This window comes from Streptomyces sp. NPDC029216, from assembly GCF_040648015.1.
GTDB lineage: Bacteria > Actinomycetota > Actinomycetes > Streptomycetales > Streptomycetaceae > Streptomyces.
Genome location: NZ_JBEZWL010000155.1, coordinates 1 through 17051, shown reverse-complemented (window position 1 = coordinate 17051; position 17051 = coordinate 1). Strand labels below are relative to the sequence as shown.

Sequence of the window (17051 nt, the reverse complement as noted above, 5' to 3'; positions counted from 1 at the left end):
CCGCCGGCTCCACAACCCCCGGCGGCGCGACCCCGGGGTCCGCAGCCCCTGGCGCTACGGCCCCCGCCGCCGGGGACACGGCACCCGCCGCCTCCCCGGCCCCGAGCACGCTTCCCGCGCCCCCGCCCGACCCCGCCGCTTCCGCGGCCGCCGCGTCGGTGCTCCCCGCGCCGGTGCCGGCGGCGAGCACCCCGCCCGCCGCCGCGGCCCCGACGGCGTCCGCGTCCCTGCTGCCCGCGCCGGTGCTCCCGTCCAGCCCGGCCGGCGTGGGGCAGGACTTCGACGGGATCCCGGTCGTCGGCCGGATGTTCGTCATGAAGGGCGGCGGCGCCTACTTCTGCACCGCCAGCGTGGTCTCCTCCCCCGGCCGCGACCTGGTGCTCAGCGCGGCGCACTGCCTGCTCGGCACCGACACCCGCCAGGTGGCCTTCGTACCGCAGTACACGCGCGCGAACCCGCGCCCGTACGGCATGTTCCCGGTCCTGCGGGACTCGGCCGGGCGCTCGAAGGTGTGGATCGCCTCCCGCTACCGCGCCGAGGGCGCCGCGAAGGCCGCGACGCTCGACGTGGCCTTCGCGCAGGTCGGCCCGAACGACGACGGCGAGGAGGTCGAGGACGTGGTCGGCGGGAACCGGCTCGTCACCGGGGCCACCTTCAACCACGCCAAGGTGGTCCTCATCGGCCATCCCGCGCCGGCGCCGCGCCCGCGCGTGTGCGTCAACAAAACGACCAAGTTCACCAGCACCGACCCGGGGAGCCCCGGATCGTTCCTGCGGATCGACTGCACCGGCTACCCGGGCGGGACCAGCGGCGGACCGTTCATCACCCGCTTCGACGAGGACACCGCGACCGGGGACGTGGTCGGGGTGATCGGCGGCTGGGAGACCGGCGGGCCCACGGCCGACACCTCGTACAGCGCCTACTTCGGCGCGGAGATCAGGAAGCTGTACCAGTCGGCGGTCGCCGGGGTGCGGGTGGAGTGAGCACCCGCACCCAGCGGGTCCGGCGCGGGTTGCCGACCGTCCGGGGGGCCACCGGGAGCCCCTCGGCGGTCAGCGGGTCGGCCGGGGCGAGTTCGAGCTGACGGCGCAGATCGGCCAGGGCCGCGTGCACCGGCGCGAGGATGACCTCGGCGCGCGGGTGGATGTGCGCCAGGGCGTGCGCGGTGGTCTCGATCGTCTCGGCGGCGTCCTCGGCGGCGGTCCTGCTCCATCCGCCCGGCCCGCCGCTCCAGGGCGCGACGGCGTCGTAGAGGTGGCAGGCGGCATCGGCCGCGGCGTCGGCCCGTTCGCCCACACCCGGCGCCGCGATCATCGGCAGCAGCTCCATGCCCGCTCAACGAGCGGAGCCCGCCCGGGGGAACGAGCCGCCGGCCACCGTCCTACGGGGCGACGGTCTGGAGCCAGAACGGCACCAGCAGGAGGGCGACCACCGAGCTCTTGATCACGACGGAGGCCGAGAGGTCGACGCCGATGTCGTAGCGCTGGGCGAAGATGAACAGGTTCTGCGGGGTCGGCATCGCGGCGATCAGGACCAGGTACGCCAGCCAATCGCCCCGCACCCCGAAGAGCCCCCCGCACACCGCCCAGGCGAGCAGCGGGAAGCCCAGGCACTTGAAGGCGATCAGGGCGGCCTCCTCGCGGGTGGTGCCCCGGACGTCCAGGCCCGTGCCGCCGAGGTGCAGGCCGAGGGCGAACAGGGCGACCGGCGAGGCGCTGCCCCCGACGAAGGCGGCCCCGTCGAGGACCACCTCGGGGACGTGCACCGACAGCAGGTTGAGCAGGATGCCCGCGTTGCAGGCGAGCACCAGCGGGGTGGCGAGGGAGGCCGCCAGGGCCCGGGAGAGCCGGGTGCCGGGGCCGCCGGCGTCGTCCGCGCGGCCCAGTTCCATGAGGGCGATGACCACGAGCGAGAGCACGCACACCTGGAACAGCAGCACCGGGAAGATCGGGGCGGCCGTCCCGAAGACCGTGATGAAGACGGGGACGGCGAAGTACGCGGTGTTGACCTGGACCCCGGCCATCACGCGCAGGGCCACCGCGCGCGGCTCCCGGATCCCGTAGGCGGCCGCACCGAGGGCCACGGCGAGTACGGCGAGGGCGGCGGCGGCCGCGTAGCCGCCGATGGCGCGCCAGTCGAACAGGGCGCCGAGGTCGGCGGCGTAGATGTTGCCGAAGAGGTAGCAGGGGACGGCGAAGAGGAAGGCGTAGTCGGAGAAGGCCTTGGAGGCCTCCGCCGGGACGCTCTTGCGGCGGGCGAGCAGGACCCCGCCGCCGAAGGCCAGCAGTACCGGCACCAGTTTTTCGAGCGCGGCTGCCCCGCCCATGCGTACCGTCCCCCTTGACGTCGTCGGTCCGGTGCAGCGTATCCGCCCGCCGGACCGGGCCTTTCCGGCGGCCCGGCGCATAGGCTGGCGGATCATGAGGTTCACACCGCGCATCCCCGGCCGGGCCGCCCGGCAGACCCCGACGGCCGGAGCGAAGGGGCCGGGCGGCGGCCGGCTCGCGCAGTTGGCGGTGGCGTTGCGCACCCCTGCCCGGGCGGGCGAGCCGCTGTTCGCGGGGGCGCCGCGCCGTTGGCAGCGGATGCTGCCCTTCGCCGTGGCGGGGGTCTTCGTGGTGACGCTGGTCCCGGTGACCATCGCGGTGCTGGTCAACGACTACCGGCTGGGCGGCGGCTGGGCGGGGGCGCTGGGCGTGGCACAGACGGTGCCGCTGCTGCTGGCGGTGACCCGGCCGGTGCGCGCCTGGGCGATGGTGCTGGCCGCGGACGTGGTCGGGGCCGTGCTGCTGACGGGCGCGGGCGGGGTGGCGGGGACGGCCTGGCCCTGGACGCCGATGGCTGTGGTCGGGTACCAGCTCCTGATGGCCTGCCTGGGGCTGCGCGAGTCCGTCCGGACGCTGGTCGGGGTGTGGCTGGCGACGGGCGCGGCGGGGGTGGTGCTCGGCTTCTTCGCGCCGGACGGGGTGACGAACACGGCCGCCCTGCAGTTCGTGCTGGGCGGGGCCGTGCTGGCGCTGACGGGTGCGCTGCGCGGGCTGGGCGACGCCCGGCAGCGGATCGCGGAGCAGGAGAGCATCAGCGGGGCGGAACGGGCGCGGCGCACGCTGCTGGAGGAACGGGCGCGCATCGCGCGGGAGTTGCACGACGTGGTGGCCCACCACATGTCGGTGATCACGGTGCAGGCCGACTCGGCGCCGTACCGGCTGCCGGGGATGGCGGAGCCGGTGCGCGAGGAGTTCTCGGCGATCGCGGCGAGCGCCCGCGAGTCGCTGGGCGAGATGCGGAGGCTGCTGACGGTGCTGCGCGGGGACGGGGCCGACGGCGGGGAGGCGGCGGGCGGCGGGGAGCGGGCGCCGCAGCCTGGGGTCGCGCGGATCCAGCAGCTGGTGGAGGCGACGGTACGGGCCGGGCAGCCGGTGGAGTTGTCGCTGGCCGCGGGCGTGGCGGAGGCGGCGCGGACGGTACCGGCCGTGGACCTGTCGGCGTACCGGATCGTGCAGGAGGCCCTGGCGAACGTGGTGCGGCACGCGCCGGGGGCGCGGACCCGGGTGTCGGTGACGCGTTCCGACGGGGACGGGGAGGTGCTCGTGCTGGTGGTCAACGGGCCGGCGGAGGAGACGGCGGCGGTGCTGGAGGGTGCGGGCACGGGGCACGGTCTGGTGGGGATGCGCGAGCGCGTACGGTTGACCGGCGGGACCCTGGACGCGGGCCCGCTGCCCGAGGGCGGTTTCCGGGTCGCCGCGCGGCTGCCGCTCGACTCCCCTACGGAGGACCCCAGTTGACCATCCGCGTGATCATCGTCGACGACCAGGCCATGGTGCGGGCGGGGTTCGCCGCGCTGCTGTCGGCGCAGGCCGACATCGACGTGGTGGGCGAGGCGCCCGATGGCCGGGAGGGGGTCCGGCTCTCGCGCACCGTGCATCCGGACGTGGTCCTGATGGACGTGCGGATGCCCGAGCTGGACGGGCTGTCGGCGGCCCGCGAGCTGCTCGACCCGCCGCCGGGGGTGACGCACCGGCCGAAGGTGCTGATGCTGACCACCTTCGACATCGACGACTACGTGTACGAGGCGCTGCGCGCGGGCGCGTCCGGGTTCCTGCTGAAGGACGCCCCGCCGGCGGACCTGATCGCGGCGGTCCGGGTGGTGGCCTCGGGCGAGGCGCTGCTGGCGCCCTCGGTGACGCGCCGCCTGATCGCGGACTTCGTCCGGCAGCGGCCGGCGCCGCGCAAGGACCCGGCGCTGCGGCTGAACGGGCTGACCCCGCGCGAGACGGAGGTGCTGGAGCTGATCGCGCGGGGGCTGTCGAACCAGGAGATCGCGGCGCACCTGGTGCTGGCGGAGCAGACGGTCAAGACCCACATCGGGCGGGTGCTGGGCAAGCTGGACCTGCGCGACCGGGCGCAGGCGGTGATCTTCGCGTACGAGGCGGGGCTGGTCCGGCCGGGCGATTCGGCGTAGGGGCCGGGGGCGGGGCCGCCCTCCCGCGGCTCCCGGTAGACTTGCAGAGTTATGCAATTCACCAAGGGAGCTCAGCCCTCATGACGGACGACACCCAGGACCACGGCCCCTCCGGGCAGCGGGCCGCGGCGGAGCAGGAGAAGTGGAAGGCCAAGGGCGTCGCGCTGCGCGCCTTCTTCTACATCGCCGGCACGCACCTGTTCGCCGCGTTCGTCATGCTGCTGTTCTACCTGGGGCAGCACGCCGAGAAGTGAGGGGCGGCCGTCCCCCGGTGTCAGAAGCGCGGTGAACCCCGCACTACGGGAGACGGCCGCCGTCCAGCGGCCCCGGCTACCCGTCGTGGCGGGCGGCGCGGAGGTCGGCCAGGAGTTCGGCCTGGCCTTCCAGGACGCCGGAGAGGATGCCGCGCGCGACGCGCAGCAGTTCGGCGACCTCGGGGCTGGTGAGCCGGTAGTACACGTTGGAGCCCTCCCGGCGGGTGAGCACCAGGTTGGCCTTGCGCAGGACGGCCAGCTGCTGGGAGAGGCTCGCGGCCTCCACACCGACTTCCGCCAGCAACTCGGCGACCGCGTGCTCGCGTTCGCTGAGGAGTTCCAGGACGCGGATGCGGACCGGATGTCCGAGCGTCTTGAAGAACTCGGCCTTCAGCCGGTACAGCGGTGTGCTCACCCGCCCAGCATGGAGGGAATTGCGGAATTTCGCAATTGCCGGTTCCTGCGATCCGGGTCGGCGTGTGCCGGGCTCCCCCTCCTCCACCCCCTACCGGGGTATGACATCGAGCTTGGCTCCCCGGTCCGACGTCCGGCCGGGTACCTCCTTCCTACCTTCCTCCCCGTCACGGTCCGGATGAGGAGAGGGGAAGGGGCATGCGCCGCTTCGGGAGGACGATCGTCACGGCCGCGCTGGCGGTGGCCGTCGTCGCGGGAACCGCCGGCTGGGCCTCAGTCGACAGCCAGGCGGCGGTCACCGGCCCACCGCCGGGGACCGCCGCCTGGCGGGCCGACACGGCCGCCGGCCGGGCCCTGCCCGATCCGGCGACCGCCGGCCCGCACGAGGTGGCCCGGTTCTTCGCCGGGCTGGACGAGGGCGCACGGCGGGAACTCCTGCGGGCCCACCCGCTCGTGGTCGGCAATCTGGAGGGGGCGCCGCTCCCCCTGCGGTACGAGGCCAACCGGCTGGCCGTCCTCGCCACGGGCGAGGCCCGCTACGCCTCCCTCGCGTCCCCCGGGCGCCGCATCCTGGCCTTCGACCCGCGCGGGCGGGGCCAGGTGGCCGAGGTGTTCGGGGACCCGGAGCGGGCGGCGCACGTCTCGGTGATCGTGCCCGGCTCCGACAACGACGCCCAGTCCCACGACGCCCCGCGCACGCCCGGCACCGGCCCGGCCGGAATGGCCCGCGCCCTGTGGTCGGCGACGGGCGGGGCCGCCGGGGACACCGCCGTCATCGCGTGGACGGGGTACACCACCCCGGTCGGGGTCGGCCTGGACGCCGCGGGCGGCCGCCTCGCCGAGGCCGGCGCGGTGCGGTTGGCCCGGTTCACCGCCGGGCTCGACGCGGTCGGCGCCCCCGACCCGGTGCTGCTGTGCCACAGCTACGGCTCGGTGGTCTGCGGGCTGGCGGCCCGGCACACGGACGCCGCCGACCTCGTCGTCCTCGGGTCGCCGGGGATGCGCGCGGAGACCGCCGCCGCCCTGGGGACGAAGGCCCGGGTGTGGGCGGCCCGCGGCCCCTCCGACTGGATCGCCGACGTGCCCCACGTGCGGGTCGCGGGCCTCGGGCACGGCGCCGACCCCGCCTCGGCGTCCTTCGGTGCGCGCCGGGTGCCCGCCGCCGACGTGGTGGGGCACACGGGGTACTTCGCCGCCGGCAGCCGGTCGCTGGCCGCGATCGCCGCGATCGCCAAGGGCGAGGCCCCCCGGGACGGGGCCCCGACGGGAGACCTCCGATGAACGCGTTCGCCCCGCTGCGGCGGGCCGCCGAGCGGATCGACCGGCGCACGCCCGCCCACCGGGACCGTGCGGTCGACGGGCTGCGGGCACTGGCCCTGCTGGCGGTGCCGACGGGGCACTGGCTGCTCGGCGGGTTCACCCTCGACGCGGAGGGCGGGCTGCACAACGCCAGCCCGCTGTCGTCCTTCGGCGCCCTCGCTCCGGCGAGCTGGGTGCTCCAGATGCTCGGCGTGTTCTTCCTGGTCGGCGGCTACGCCTCGGTGCTCTCCTTCCGCCGCCGCACCGGCTCGACCGGCGCCTGGCTGAAGGGGCGGATGGTCCGGCTGGGACGGCCGGTCCTCGGGGTGACGGCGGTGTGGGCGCTGGCCGCGCCGGTGCTGTACGCGGCCGGGGTGCCGGAGGCGACCCTGCGGACGGGGGCGACCCTGGTCGTCCAGCCGCTGTGGTTCGTGGGGGTGTACGCGGTGGTGACGGCGCTGACCCCGTCCTGCGTGCGGGCCGCCGGCCGGCTCGGCGGCTGGGCCGCGGCCCCGCTACTGGCGTCGGTCGCGGTGGTGGACCTCCTGCGGTACGGGCCGCTCGCCGGCTCGGTGCCGTCCTGGCTGTCGCTGCTGAACGTCCTGCCGGGCTGGCTGTTCGCCTATCAGCTGGGCGTCTCCTGGGGCGAGCGGCGCATCGGGCGGCGCGGGGCCTGGTTGCTGCTGCTGGGCGGGGCGGCGCTGTTCGCGGTGCTGCTGACGGTCTTCCACTACCCGGCGTCGATGGTCGGCGTGCCGGGTGAGGCGCGGACCAACTCGCATCCGCCGTCCCTGCTGGTACTGGCCCTGGCCGCGGCCCAGTCGGGCGCGGCGATCCTGCTGCGGGACCGGCTGGCGGGGCTGCTGGCGCGGCCGGCGCTGTGGGCGCCGGTGGTGGTGGTCAACCTGTCGGCGATGACGATCCTGTGCTGGCACCAGACCGCGATGCTGGCGGCGGCCGTACCGGCGTCCTTCTCCGGCGGCGGGGTGGCCGGGCTGACGACGGCGCCCGACACCCCGGGCTGGATCGCGGCGCGGGCGGTGTGGCTGCCGGTGTTCGCCCTGCTGCTGGTGGGGATCGCCCGGTACGCGCGGCGGTTCGAGGCGGCGCCGGCCCCGGGGCGCCGGGGGTCGGTGGTCCGCGGGGCCGTGGCGGGGGTGCTGGCGGCCGGGTTCGGGGTGTTCGCGCTGGGACTGGCGTAGCGCGCCGGAGCACCCGTACACGAAGAGAGCGCCGCTCCCGGCGGGGAGCGGCGCTCTCTTGTCGTACGGACGCGGGCGCCGTGGCCGGCGGGTCAGGCGATGGAGGCGGCCACGATCGCGGCGACCGCCAGGTTGCAGCAGGCGGTGACCCAGACGGCCGGGTGCGGCTCCGGGTCGACGACGATGGCTCCGAGCTTGCCCGGGGTCACCAGGTCCAGCACCAGGAAGGCCACGGCCATCAGGACCAGCCCGAGCAGGCCGAAGGCCGCCGTGGACAGCAGGCCCTTGCCGAAGTCCTCGTACGTCGTCCAGATCGAGGTGAAGACGATGCCGCCGATCCCGAGGAGCGCGGAACTGAGCAGCAGGGCCGCGTTGCGGTTGCGCTGCTCCCAGATCTGCTGGGGGAGCTTCCCGGGCGTCAGCACGTCCACCAGGACGATGCCGAGGATCAGCAGGACCAGCCCGAGGACGCCGTAGGCGCTCGTACGGCCAAGTCCGTTGACGATGTCGCTCATTGAGAAGCCTGTCTCCGCGGGGGTGGGATAAGGATGGGCCAAGGACGTGCCGTGGGGAGGCCGAATCTATCGCACGGCCCCCGACCCGGCCATCGGGAGGTAAGGAAATGGCAAAGGCCAGGCCCGCGCGGCCCGGGGAGGCCGCGGCGCTGACCGCGCTGGTCATGCGGTCCAAGGCGCACTGGGGGTACGGCGAGGAGTTCCTCGCCGCGTGCGCGCCGCAGCTCCGGGTCGGGGAGGGGGAACTGACGGCCCGGCGGATCGTGGTGGCCGAGAACGCACGCGGGGAGGTGCTGGGCCTCGCCTCCCTGGAGGACGCGGCGGACCACGGCGCCGCGGGCCCGCAGGCGCGGCTCGGGCTGCTGTTCGTGGAGCCCTCGGCCATCGGCCGGGGCCTGGGGCGGCTGCTGTACCTGGACGCCGTGCGCCGGGCCGCCGGTCTGGGCTTCCGCCGGCTGCTGATCGACGCCGACCCCCATGCGGCGGGCTTCTACCGGGCGATGGGCGCCGTCCCGGCGGCGGGCTCCCCGCCGGGGCTGGTCCGGTTCGAGGTGGCGCCCGTACCGCTCGCGGCCTGGGCGCGGGCCTGGACGGGCGGGGTCCCGGCGGTGCACGTGGGCAACGTCGCCGAGTTCAACGCCCAGTTCGCCGACGCCTCCCTCGACCGCGAGCAGCGGCCCGCGCACGACTACGCCTGCCTGGCCGCCTTCTACAGCCCCCGCCCGGCCGCGCTGGTGCTGCCGCGGCCGGTGCCGCGGGGCTGGACGGCCCTGGTGGGACGGCAGTTGGGCTGGGGGCCGGAGGTGGAGGTGTACGACGGGCTGGTGGAGCGGGGAACGGGCCTGTCGGAGGCGGTGCTGGCCCGGCCGGCGCTGGTCCGGCGGGTGACGGGGCGCGGGCTGCCGCTCGTACCGTGGGGGCGGACCGAGCCGTACGGGCGGCTCGCGGGGCTGCCGTGGAGGCCGGGTGCGCTGCGGTACGAGTCGAAGTCGGCGGCGCACGCCCTGTTCGCCGGGGTCCTGGCGGGCGGCGGGCATCCGGGGGTCGTCCTCCCCGCGCAGTGGCGGGCCGCGTCGCGCCGGGCGGCGGTCCGGCTGGTGGCGGCCCGGGCCCGGGCCGGCGAGAGCACCGTTCTCAAATCGGAGCACGGTGTCGGGGGTTCGGGCACCACGGTGCTGACGCCCGGACGCGTACGGGCGGCCGGCGGGGCCCGGTCCGTACTGCGCCGGCTGCCGCGCGGCCCGCTGCTGGTGGAGGAGTACGTGCACGGCCCGGCGGAGGCGGGCGCCCCGAGGGATCTGACGTACGACGGGTTCGTGGACGGCGCGGGCCGCCCGCACGAGGTCGGCGCGGCGCTGATGGACGTGGCCGACGGAGGCTACCGGGGTGCGACGGTGGGGCCCGGGGTGGTGCCCGCCCGCCTGGAGGGGCCGCTGCTGGCGTTCGGTGCGGCGGTGGGCCGGGAGCTGGCGGCGGCCGGCTACCGGGGCTGGTTCGACGTGGACTTCGTCGTGGACGGGGCGGGGCGGCTCGCGCCGACCGAGGCCAACCTGCGGCTGACCGGCCCGTCGGCCGCGTTCATGGTGGCCGCCCGGCTCGACGCGCTGCGGGGCGCGGGGCACCTCGTACGGATCGCGGACCGGGTGGAGCTGGGCGCCCGGCTGCCGGAGGCCCGGCTGGAGGAGGTGTGCGCGGAGCTGGCCCGGGGGTGCGCGGAGCTGGGGGCCGTGTTCGTGCCGGCCATCCCGACGGGGGCCTTCGATCCGGAGCCGTGGCTCGGGGTGCTGGTGGCCGCGCACAGCGGGGAGGTGCTGGACGCGGCCGAGGCGCTGGTGCGGGAGCGGGCCCTGGCCGTGGGCGCGGGCTTCGCGGGGGAGCCGGCCGGGGAGGAGGGGGGTCAGCCGTCGAAGTCGAAGGGGGAGACGGGCTTGCGGGTGAGGTAGAGGGCGACCACGAGCCCCGCGGCCATCAGCGGGATGTTGAAGGTGTAGACGAGGGCGGCCTGCCGGGGCCAGTCGTGTTTCGCGGCGAGCCGGTAGAGGTTGTCCTGCGGCCACCAGGCCATCAGCAGGTACGCCACGGCCAGGTGGGCGGCGGTGGCCAGGCCCCGGCCCCGGCCCGGGCGCACCATCCGCTTGCGGCCCGCGAGGAGGAAGAGCAGCCCGGCGGCGAAGGCCGCGCACTCGACGGCGTAGAGGACGGAGAAGAGGAAGGCCCACGGGCCGGGCACCCCGGTGAGGTCGGTCGAGCCGGGCCAGAGCAGGTCGGTGACGAACAGGGCGACGACGGTCAGCGGAACCGCCGCGCAGCCGAAGGCGAAGCAGCCGGGCGGCTCGCCCCCTCCCCCGGCCCCGTACTTGCCGCCGCCGGCCCGGCGGGGCTCCTTCGCGGGCTGCGGGGGCTGCGGCACCGCCGCCCGGTCCTCCTGGCCCGCCCGGGTACGGGGCAGGGCACGCAGCCGGACCAGCCGGGCCGGGGTCCCGGCAGGGGGCACCTTGCCCGCCAGGTGCTTCCGGAGGGCCTCGATGCCGACGGGCGGGCCGGACCTCGTCCAGTCGGGGTCCTCGGGGGTCGGGGTGACGTAGGCGACGAGGCGGGTGTCCGTCCCGTCGGTGACGGGGGCCACGATGGCCGCGCCGAGGTCGGGGTGGGTGCGGATCACGGACTCGACGGGGTACGGGTCGAGGTGTCCGCCGTCCGGCAGGGTGATCCGGTCGCGCAGCCGCCCGCGGAACTCCAGCAGCCCGTCGGGGCGCAGCTCGGCGAGGTCGCCCGTGGCCAGCGCGTCGCCGCCGCCGGGCGGGGTGAGGTGGAGCTCGCCGTCGCGCAGGTCGACGCGGCAGCCGGGGAAGGGGGTGCCGAGCAGGGAGAGCCGTTCGGGTTCGGCCGGCGGGCGGCGCAGCTGCGGCAGTTCGAACCAGGTGCCGGCGCCGGCGGCCTCGGTGGGGGCGTAGACGTTGAGCACGCGTGCGCCGGTGCGCAGCCGGTCCTGGAGGGCGGTCTGTTCGTCGAGGTGGAGCCGGTCGCCGGTGACGGCGAGCAGCCGCAGGGTGGAGAGCGCCGGGGAGGGTTCCCGCCGCCCGCGGCCGGCGGCGCCGGCCGGGCCGGGCCCGGGGCCGAGGAGGCGCAGGGCGTTCGCGGGGTCGGTGTGCAGGACGGTGACGTCCCGGGCGGAGACGGTGTCGGGTATCTCCCCGGGCGTGAAGGCCGCGCCGCCGGACAGGACGAGGGCGCCTCCGGTGCACAGGGCGGCGGTCCATCCGGCGGCGAAGGGGGTGAGGTCGGCGCCGCCGGTGAACAGGTGGCGGTCCTCGGGGGCCGGCCGGGCGACCTCGGCCCAGGACTCGTGGGCGGCGAGCAGCAGGGCGTGCCCGACGGGTACGGGGCGGGGCAGGGCGGTGCCGGTGAACAGCACGGCGGCCTGCGCACTCCCCTGCGGGGAGCGGGCCGGGGGGTGGTCGGGGCGGGCGGAGATCCGGTCCGCCTCCTCGTCCGGGAGCAGGGTCCGCAGCCGCCCGCCCCGGTCCAGGCGGGCCTCGCCGGCGGCGTGGGTGATCAGGAGGCCGGGGTCGAGGGCGATGAGCTGGAACCGGGCGGTGCGCGTGTCCTCGATGTCGATCAGGGCGTAGGCGGCGCCGGCCTTGAGCACGGCCAGGAGGGCGACGAGGGCCTCCTCGCGGCGGGTGAGGCCGATGGCGATCCGGGTGTGCGCGGGCAGGCCGAGGGCGAGGAGGTGGTGGGCGAGCCGGTTGGCGCGCGCGTCGAGGGCGGCGTAGGAGAGGAGGTCCTCACGGACGAGGGCGGCGGGGGCCCCGGGGGTGTCGCGGACGCGCTGTTCGAAGCGGTCCAGCACGGTGCCGGCGGCGGGCCGGCCGGGGTCTGCGGACTGCGGTGCCTGCGTCATTCCCCGATGATGCCACCGCGCCCGGAGCGGGCACGGGGTTCCCGTAAATCCTTCCCGTGGACGGGAGTTGACGACCGGCCGCCCGGTGGCGTCCCCTGACGGGTGGTTCCCCCGCCTTCCCTTGACCTGAAGTTTGCTTGAGGTTCTACCGTGGGGGTCATGGACATGGAAGTCACCGCCTGGCATTCGCTGCACAGCGCGATCAACGCCCAGCAGGGCAGCCGCCCGCCGTTCTCCGCGGCGAGCCTGCGCCGGATCGCCGCCTTCGCCCGCCCGCACCGGCGCGGGCTGACCCTCTTCCTGCTGCTCAGCGTGGTGGGTGCGCTGCTCGCGGTGGCCACTCCGCTGCTGGCCAGCCGGATCGTGGACGCCATCGTCCAGGGGGCGAAGGCGGGCGGGGGCGGCGACACCGGGAAGGTCACCCGGCTCGCGCTGCTGATCGCGGTCATCGCGGTGGCCGAGGCGGGGCTCGGGCTGCTGACCCGCAAGCTCTCCGCCACCCTCGGCGAGGGCCTGATCCTCGACCTGCGCCGGGCTGTCTTCGACCACGTCCAGCGGATGCCGGTGGCCTTCTTCACCCGGACCCGGACGGGAGCCCTGGTCAGCCGCCTCAACAACGATGTGATCGGCGCCCAGCGGGCCTTCAGCAACACCCTGTCCGGGGTGGTCTCCAACACCGTGACCCTGCTGCTGACGCTGGGGGTGATGCTGAGCATCTCCTGGCAGATCACCCTGCTGGCGCTGGTGCTGCTGCCGGTGTTCGTGCTGCCGGCCCGCCGGATGGGCACCCGTATGGCCGGGATGCAGCGCGAGGCCTCGGCGTTGAACGCGGCGATGGGCACGCAGATGACGGAACGGTTCTCCGCGCCCGGAGCCACCCTCGTCAAGCTGTTCGGGCGGCCCGCCGACGAGTCCGCCGAGTTCGCGGCCCGCGCGGCGCGGGTGCGGGACATCGGGATCCGTACCGCGATGGCCCAGTCGGCGTTCATCACGGCCCTCACCCTGGTCTCGGCGCTGGCCCTCGCCCTGGTCTACGGGCTCGGCGGCTACTACGCCCTGCGCGGCAGCCTGGAGGCCGGCTCCGTCGTCGCCCTGGCCCTGCTGCTGACCCGGCTGTACGCCCCGCTGACCGCGCTGGCCGGGGCCCGGGTCGAGGTGATGAGCGCGATGGTCAGCTTCGAGCGGGTCTTCGAGATCCTCGACCTGGAGCCGCTGATCGCCGAGAAGCCGGACGCCCGCCGGGTGCCCGACGGCCCGGTGGCGGTGGAGTTCGACCGGGTCTCCTTCGGCTACCCCTCCCCCGACAAGGTCTCCCTGGCCTCCCTGGAGGAGGTGGCCGTCCTCGACGCCCGGGGCGGTACCCGGGTGCTGCACGAGGTGTCCTTCCGGGCCGAGCCCGGCCAGATGATCGCCCTCGTCGGCTCCTCCGGGGCCGGCAAGTCCACCATCGCCCAGCTGCTGCCGCGGCTGTACGACGCCGACGCGGGCGCGGTGCGCCTGGGCGGGATCGACGTGCGCGACCTCACCGCGGACTCGATCCGCGACACCCTGGGCATGGTCACCCAGGACGGGCACCTCTTCCACGAGTCGGTACGGGCCAACCTGCTGCTGGCCCGGCCCGACGCGGCCGAGGAGGAGCTGTGGGAGGCCCTGCGCCGCTCGCGCCTGGACGGCCTGGTCGCCTCCCTCCCGGACGGCCTGGACACCGTCGTCGGCGAACGCGGCTACCGGCTGTCGGGCGGGGAACGGCAGAGGCTGACCATCGCGCGGCTGCTGCTGGCCCGGCAGCGGGTGGTGATCCTGGACGAGGCCACCGCCCACCTGGACTCCACCTCCGAGGCGGCCGTCCAGGAGGCCCTGGCCGAGGCCCTGGCGGGCCGGACGGCCGTGGTGATCGCGCACCGGCTCTCCACCGTGCAGGCCGCCGACCTGATCCTGGTGGTGGAGGAGGGCCGGATCGTGGAACGCGGCACCCACGACGAGCTGCTGGCGTCGGGCGGCCGCTACGAGGAGCTGTACCGCACCCAGTTCGCCACGCGCGGCACGGCCGCCGCCGGCTGAGGCCGCCCCGGCCGGGGCGTCACGGGGCGAGGACGTCGAGTTCCTCCAGGGCGCCGAGGGCGATCCGGCGGGTCAGGGCCTCGGCCGCCGCCGCGTCGCCCTCGCGGACCGCCTCGGCGACCCGTACGTGGAGGGTGACGGCGGCCGGGTCGGGGTCGTGGAACATCACCTCGTGCCGGGTGCGGCCCGTCAGGACCTCGGCGACGACGTCCCCGAGGCGGGCGAACATCTCGTTGCCCGAGGCGTTCAGCACGGTGCGGTGGAAGGCCACGTCGTGGTGGAGGTAGCCCTCCAGCTGGTGGCCGCGGGAGGTGCGGACCATGCCGAGGGCGGTCTCGGTGAGCCGCGCGCACTGCTCCGGGGTGGCGTGGGACGCGGCGAGGCCGGCCGCGACCGGTTCGACCGCCGAGCGCAGGACGGTCAGGGAGCGCAGCTGGCGCGGGCGGTCGGCGCCCGCGAGCCGCCAGCGGATGACGCGCGGGTCGTAGACGTTCCACTCCTCGGCCGGGCGGACGGTCACCCCGACCCGGCGGCGGGACTCGACCAGCTGCATCGACTCCAGGACGCGGACCACCTCGCGCACGACGGTGCGCGAGGCGCCGAACCGCTCGGCGATCCCGTCGGTGCGCAGCACGCTGCCCGGCGGGTGCTCCCCGGCCGTGATGGCGAGGCCGAGCGCGTCCAGCACCTGGGAGTGGAGTCCTGGGACCGGACTGCCTTCGGTGGTCATGGCGCAAGCGTACGGTGACGCCCGGAACCGAAAAAGGTGTGATGTTTTCGCGGGAACCCTTGAATAAGTACTACTTAATAGGCTTCAGTGGTGCTCCCAGCAACGAGGACGGCGAGGTACGACGTGAGCTCCCAGCGCGTCATTGTGGTGATGGGCGTGGCCGGCACGGGCAAGACGACCGTGGGCCGGCTGCTCGCCGGGGCCCTCGGCGTCCCCTACGCCGAGGGCGACGCCTTCCACCCCGCGGCCAACGTGGCCAAGATGTCGGCCGGGACCCCGCTGGAGGACGCCGACCGCCGGCCGTGGCTGGACGCCGTCGGCGACTGGATCCGCGACCGGAGCGGTCCGGGCGGCGGTGTGGTCGCCGCCTCCTGCCTCAAGCGCGCCTACCGCGACCGGCTGCGGGCCGCCGCTCCCGGAGGCGCCGTGTTCGTGCACCTGACCGGGGAACGGCCGCTGATCGCCCGGCGGATGGCCGCCCGCACGGGGCACTTCATGCCCGCCTCGCTGCTGGACTCCCAGTTCGCCGTGCTCGAACCGCTCCAGGCGGACGAGCCCGGGGTCACCGTCGACGTCGCCGGCACCCCGGAGGAGATCGCCGATCGGGCGCTCGCCGCCCTGCGCGAGTTCGAGAGTTAGGGGAACCCCACCGTGACCGGTCTCAGCGCCGGGACCCTGGCGGCGGCCGCCCCCGGACCCATCACCTCGGCCGGACACGCCCAGCTGGGTGTCGCCGTCCTCGCGGGCATCGCCGTCATCGTCCTGCTCATCACCCGCCTCAAGCTGCACGCCTTCCTGGCCCTGACCCTCGGCTCGCTCGCCCTCGGGTCCTTCGCGGGCGCCCCGCCGGACAGGACGATCGCGAGCTTCACCGCCGGTCTCGGCTCCACCGTCGCGGGCGTCGGCGTCCTCATCGCCCTCGGCGCGATCCTCGGCAGGCTCCTCGCCGACTCCGGCGGCGCGGACGAGATCGTCGACACGATCCTCGCCCGCGCCCGGGGCCGCGCCATGCCGTGGGCGATGGTGCTGATCGCCTCGGTGATCGGGCTGCCGCTCTTCTTCGAGGTCGGCATCGTGCTGCTGATCCCGGTGGTGCTGCTGGTCGCCCGGCGCGGCGGCCACTCCCTGATGCGGATCGGCGTCCCCGCGCTGGCCGGCCTGTCGGTGATGCACGGGCTGATCCCGCCGCACCCCGGCCCGCTGGTCGCCGTCGACGCGCTCCACGCGGACCTGGGGGTCACCCTGGCCCTCGGCGTGCTCGTGGCCGTCCCGACCGTGGTCGTCGCCGGGCCGCTGTTCTCCCGGTACGCCGCCCGCTGGGTGGACATACCGGCGCCGCAGGAACCGGCCGACCAGCGCCCGCCGGTGGAGCCCGGGCGGCGGCCCCGGTTCGGGCCGACGGTCTGCACGGTGCTGCTGCCGGTGGCCCTGATGCTGGTCAAGGCCCTGGCCGACATCGTCGTCGACGACCCCGCGAGCGGTGTGCAGCGGGTCGCGGACGTGGCCGGCTCCCCGCTGATCGCCCTGCTCGCGGCCGTACTGGTCGGCATGGTCACCCTCGGGCGGGCGGCCGGTTTCACCCGGGCCCGGCTGTCGTCCACCGTCGAGAAGTCCCTGGCCCCGATCGCGGGCATCCTGCTGATCGTGGGCGCGGGCGGCGGGTTCAAGCAGACCCTGATCGACGCGGGCGTGGGGCAGACGGTCCTGGACCTGTCGAAGGACTGGTCGGTCCCGACCCTGCTGCTGGCCTGGCTGATCGCGGTGGCGATCCGGCTGGCGACCGGCTCGGCGACGGTCGCCACCATCTCGGCGTCCGGCCTGGTGGCCCCGCTGGCGGCGGACCTGCCGACGGCTCAGACCGCGCTGCTGGTGCTGGCGATCGGGGCCGGCTCGCTGTTCTTCAGCCATGTCAACGACGCCGGGTTCTGGCTGGTCAAGGAGTACTTCGGGATGAGCGTCGGCCAGACCGTGAAGACCTGGTCGGTGATGGAGACGGTCATCTCGGTCCTCGGGCTGGGCTTCGTCCTGCTGCTCTCGCTCGTCCTCTGACCCGGTTACGAGCGCCGGGGGTCCGGTCCGTCGAGCTGGGCCGCAGCCAGGGCGAAGCCGTCCGCCGCGCGGGCGCAGCGGTCCGCGAGGGCGGCCACCTCGGCGCGGAACGCGTCGGCCTGCGGGCCCCGCCACTCCAGCGCCGCCGCGCCCGCGCGCAG

16 protein-coding genes are annotated in these 17051 nt (G+C 75.6%); 10 read left to right on the top strand and 6 right to left on the bottom strand.

Annotated elements, in window-relative coordinates; genetic code table 11:
- The coding region (locus tag AB0F18_RS33455; RefSeq protein ID WP_362067502.1) for a trypsin-like peptidase domain-containing protein at positions 1-983 on the top strand (983 nt) is incomplete at its 5' end.
- Here the strand turns inward: AB0F18_RS33455 and AB0F18_RS33450 are convergent.
- Positions 937-1329: a hypothetical protein gene (locus AB0F18_RS33450; protein WP_362067500.1), complete on the bottom strand. Its 393-nt coding sequence runs from the start codon at positions 1327-1329 to the stop codon at positions 937-939. The genes AB0F18_RS33455 and AB0F18_RS33450 overlap by 47 nt on opposite strands.
- Before the next feature lie 52 nt (positions 1330-1381).
- On the bottom strand, positions 1382-2326 hold the full coding sequence (locus AB0F18_RS33445; RefSeq protein WP_362067498.1) for an AEC family transporter: 945 nt from the start codon (positions 2324-2326) through the stop codon (positions 1382-1384).
- Positions 2327-2420: 94 nt separating this feature from the next.
- Here AB0F18_RS33445 and AB0F18_RS33440 point away from each other — a divergent pair, with 94 nt between their 5' ends.
- From AB0F18_RS33440 to AB0F18_RS33430, 3 genes are all read left to right on the top strand, one after another.
- Positions 2421-3785: a histidine kinase gene (locus tag AB0F18_RS33440; RefSeq protein WP_362067496.1), complete on the top strand. Its 1365-nt coding sequence runs from the start codon at positions 2421-2423 to the stop codon at positions 3783-3785.
- The gene (locus tag AB0F18_RS33435; protein WP_362067494.1) at positions 3782-4462 is read left to right on the top strand and encodes a response regulator transcription factor; all 681 of its coding nucleotides are present in this window, start codon (positions 3782-3784) and stop codon (positions 4460-4462) included. Before AB0F18_RS33440 ends, AB0F18_RS33435 begins: the two co-directional genes overlap by 4 nt.
- A gap of 80 nt (positions 4463-4542) precedes the next feature.
- Complete coding sequence (locus AB0F18_RS33430) at positions 4543-4716, top strand: DUF6126 family protein (RefSeq protein WP_362067492.1); 174 nt, start codon at positions 4543-4545, stop codon at positions 4714-4716.
- 76 nt (positions 4717-4792) lie between these two features.
- On the opposite strand, the gene AB0F18_RS33425 is transcribed toward AB0F18_RS33430, so the two are convergent.
- Complete coding sequence (locus AB0F18_RS33425; protein WP_362067490.1) at positions 4793-5131, bottom strand: metalloregulator ArsR/SmtB family transcription factor; 339 nt, start codon at positions 5129-5131, stop codon at positions 4793-4795.
- Between the two features lie 197 nt (positions 5132-5328).
- On the opposite strand from AB0F18_RS33425, the gene AB0F18_RS33420 reads away from it, so the two are divergent.
- Positions 5329-6411 carry an alpha/beta hydrolase gene (locus tag AB0F18_RS33420; RefSeq protein ID WP_362067488.1) on the top strand — a complete coding sequence of 361 codons (1083 nt, stop codon included), beginning with the start codon at positions 5329-5331 and terminating at the stop codon, positions 6409-6411.
- A complete protein-coding gene (locus tag AB0F18_RS33415; RefSeq protein ID WP_362067486.1) occupies positions 6408-7631 on the top strand; it encodes an acyltransferase in 1224 nt (407 codons plus the stop codon). The genes AB0F18_RS33420 and AB0F18_RS33415 overlap by 4 nt, the downstream gene beginning before the upstream one ends.
- A gap of 92 nt (positions 7632-7723) precedes the next feature.
- On the opposite strand, the gene AB0F18_RS33410 is transcribed toward AB0F18_RS33415, so the two are convergent.
- Positions 7724-8146, bottom strand: coding sequence for a DUF350 domain-containing protein (locus tag AB0F18_RS33410; protein WP_362067484.1), 423 nt, complete (start codon positions 8144-8146; stop codon positions 7724-7726).
- Positions 8147-8253: 107 nt separating this feature from the next.
- Between AB0F18_RS33410 and AB0F18_RS33405 the strand changes: the two genes are divergently transcribed.
- Positions 8254-10089, top strand: a complete 1836-nt coding sequence (locus AB0F18_RS33405; RefSeq protein WP_362067482.1) for a GNAT family N-acetyltransferase — start codon at positions 8254-8256, stop codon at positions 10087-10089.
- Here the strand turns inward: AB0F18_RS33405 and AB0F18_RS33400 are convergent.
- Positions 10044-12050 carry an AMP-binding protein gene (locus AB0F18_RS33400; RefSeq protein WP_362067480.1) on the bottom strand — a complete coding sequence of 669 codons (2007 nt, stop codon included), beginning with the start codon at positions 12048-12050 and terminating at the stop codon, positions 10044-10046. The genes AB0F18_RS33405 and AB0F18_RS33400 overlap by 46 nt on opposite strands.
- Positions 12051-12209: 159 nt before the next feature.
- Here AB0F18_RS33400 and AB0F18_RS33395 point away from each other — a divergent pair, with 159 nt between their 5' ends.
- Positions 12210-14111, top strand: a complete 1902-nt coding sequence (locus AB0F18_RS33395; RefSeq protein ID WP_362067479.1) for an ABC transporter ATP-binding protein — start codon at positions 12210-12212, stop codon at positions 14109-14111.
- Between the two features lie 19 nt (positions 14112-14130).
- On the opposite strand, the gene AB0F18_RS33390 is transcribed toward AB0F18_RS33395, so the two are convergent.
- The gene (locus AB0F18_RS33390; protein ID WP_362067478.1) at positions 14131-14841 is read right to left on the bottom strand and encodes an FCD domain-containing protein; all 711 of its coding nucleotides are present in this window, start codon (positions 14839-14841) and stop codon (positions 14131-14133) included.
- 123 nt (positions 14842-14964) lie between these two features.
- Here AB0F18_RS33390 and AB0F18_RS33385 point away from each other — a divergent pair, with 123 nt between their 5' ends.
- Both AB0F18_RS33385 and AB0F18_RS33380 read left to right on the top strand, forming a co-directional pair.
- The gene (locus tag AB0F18_RS33385; protein WP_362067476.1) at positions 14965-15480 is read left to right on the top strand and encodes a gluconokinase; all 516 of its coding nucleotides are present in this window, start codon (positions 14965-14967) and stop codon (positions 15478-15480) included.
- A 12-nt stretch (positions 15481-15492) separates the two neighbouring features.
- Positions 15493-16890, top strand: a complete 1398-nt coding sequence (locus AB0F18_RS33380) for a gluconate:H+ symporter (protein ID WP_362067474.1) — start codon at positions 15493-15495, stop codon at positions 16888-16890.
- Positions 16891-17051: the final 161 nt, after the last annotated feature.